1 pseudogene is annotated in these 1,953 nt (G+C 46.7%); it reads left to right on the top strand.

What is annotated here, in order from left to right:
* Positions 1–1,872 (top strand): annotated as a pseudogene (locus tag MJ769_RS00845) (AsmA-like C-terminal region-containing protein); the annotation flags it as partial.
* Positions 1,873–1,953 lie beyond the last annotated feature (81 nt).

The raw sequence follows: 1,953 nt of genomic DNA, 5'->3' as shown, positions 1-1,953 counted from the left end.
GAAATGTCAAAAGTCAGATCTGAGCTGGAAGCTGAGCAAGCCAAATTACAAGTAGTAGCGAAAGCTAAGATTCGTGCTGAAGCCGAAACTGCTCGGCTCAAGGCAGAGCAAGAAGCGATAGAAGTCAGAGCGAAACAGGAAGCTGAGCAGGCTAAAGTAAAAGTGGAAATGGAAGTTGCAGTCAAAGCTCGTGCCGAAGCTGAATCGGCTCGGCTCAAGGTCGAGCAAGAAATGTCAAAAGTCAGATCTGAGCTGGAAGCTGAGCAAGCCAAATTACAAGTAGAAGCGAAAGCTAAGATTCGTGCTGAAGCCGAAACTGCTCGGCTCAAGGCTGAGCAGGAAGCAGTAAAAGCCAGAGCGAAACATGAAGCTGCACTGGAAAAAGAAAAAGTAGAAATGGACGCTAAGGTGCGTGCCGAAGCCGAAGTAAGGCGCATCATAGAAGAGCAGGAAACGGTAAAAGTTGAGGCGGAACATTTAGCTACGCTGGCCAAAGAAAAAGCAGAAGCGGAAGCCAAGGTGCATTCCGAAGCTGCGGCGCACATTAAAGCTAATCAAGATGTGGCGCAGGCGGTGGACAAGGTAAAAGTGGAAGTGGCAGTTAAAACACAGGCCGATCAAATACTGGAATTGAAGCCTGGTCCGCGTGCAGCCATAACACTCAGTAAGCCGTTGCCGTGGGGAAAGATGACGGCTGGCTTGTTTGTGCTGCTATTAATATTGGCCGCTTTGATGCCTTATATTTGGCCGATGCAGGGCTATGTCAAGCAAATCGAGCAGAAACTGACCGCTCAACTACAACAACCGGTACGTGTCGGCCATATGCGTGCGGCATTACTTCCTCAGCCGATACTGGAGTTAGAGGATGTATCCATAGGCGGTAGCCAGGAGTTAAAGGCGGGCAGTGTTGTGCTAAATTTTAATTTTTCTGCACTATTAAGCGAGATAAAATCAATTAAAAATATTGAAGTAAAAGATTTGATACTTAGTTCTGAGAGTTTCGATAAGGCGTTATTGTGGCTACAGGCCGCAGGTGGGAACACCTATTATCCGGTAGAGCGCATGGTGTTGCAGCATGCGCATGTCAGTGACAATGAACTTAGTCTGCCGCATGTAAATGGTGTGGTGAATTTTGATGGGCAGAGACGTTTTGTCAAGGCAGTATTGAAGAGCGAGGATGGTAAGCTTAGCGTAGAGTTAAAGCCGCAGCAGTCTCGCTGGCAAATCGCGTTGGCTATCAAGGAAGGTTACGTGCCACTGTTGCCGAACATTTTGTTCAACGAGCTGACCGTAAAAGGCGAGTTGGGCGCAGGCGAAATAAAATTCCATGAAATCGACGGACGTTTGTATGGCGGCATGCTGACCGGCAGTGCGCACCTTACTTGGTTAAAGGACTGGCAAATGCAGGGACTTGTGAATATTAAGGTTATGGCAATGCATGATGCGTTGCCGCAATTAAACATTATTGGTGAAATGGATGGCGACGCTAATTTTATTCTACGTGGGGAGAAACTTTCCCTTCTGGCTAAAACCCCGCATCTGGATGGCAAATTCTTGGTAAAAAAGGGGCTTATTAATGAAGTTGATATGGTAGAAACTGCACGCATGCCTAGCCGCAAGGGTGCTTCTAGCGGTCGTACACATTTTGATGAATTGAGTGGCGTGCTACAGATAGATAATAACAAACAGCATCTGCGTCAGATCAAAATTTCTGCTGGTGTCATGAGTGCAAATGGCTATGTAGATGTTGCTGAGAACAAGCAATTATCGGGAAGGGTAAATATCAATTTGAAAATACGCGCTGACCTGGGCAGCGTGCCGCTGGCATTGTCCGGTACTCTTACCAAGCCAATATGGAGCACGAGGCGTTAATTACCAGCGTTTGCAAAGAATGCAACAACGTAACTACTCACCCCTATAAATAATCAAGAAAACACTTGACAGGTTTTTAGG

The organism is Candidatus Nitrotoga sp. BS (assembly GCF_927797785.1).
Lineage (GTDB): Bacteria > Pseudomonadota > Gammaproteobacteria > Burkholderiales > Gallionellaceae > Nitrotoga.
This window is presented reverse-complemented; position numbering and strand designations above follow the sequence as displayed.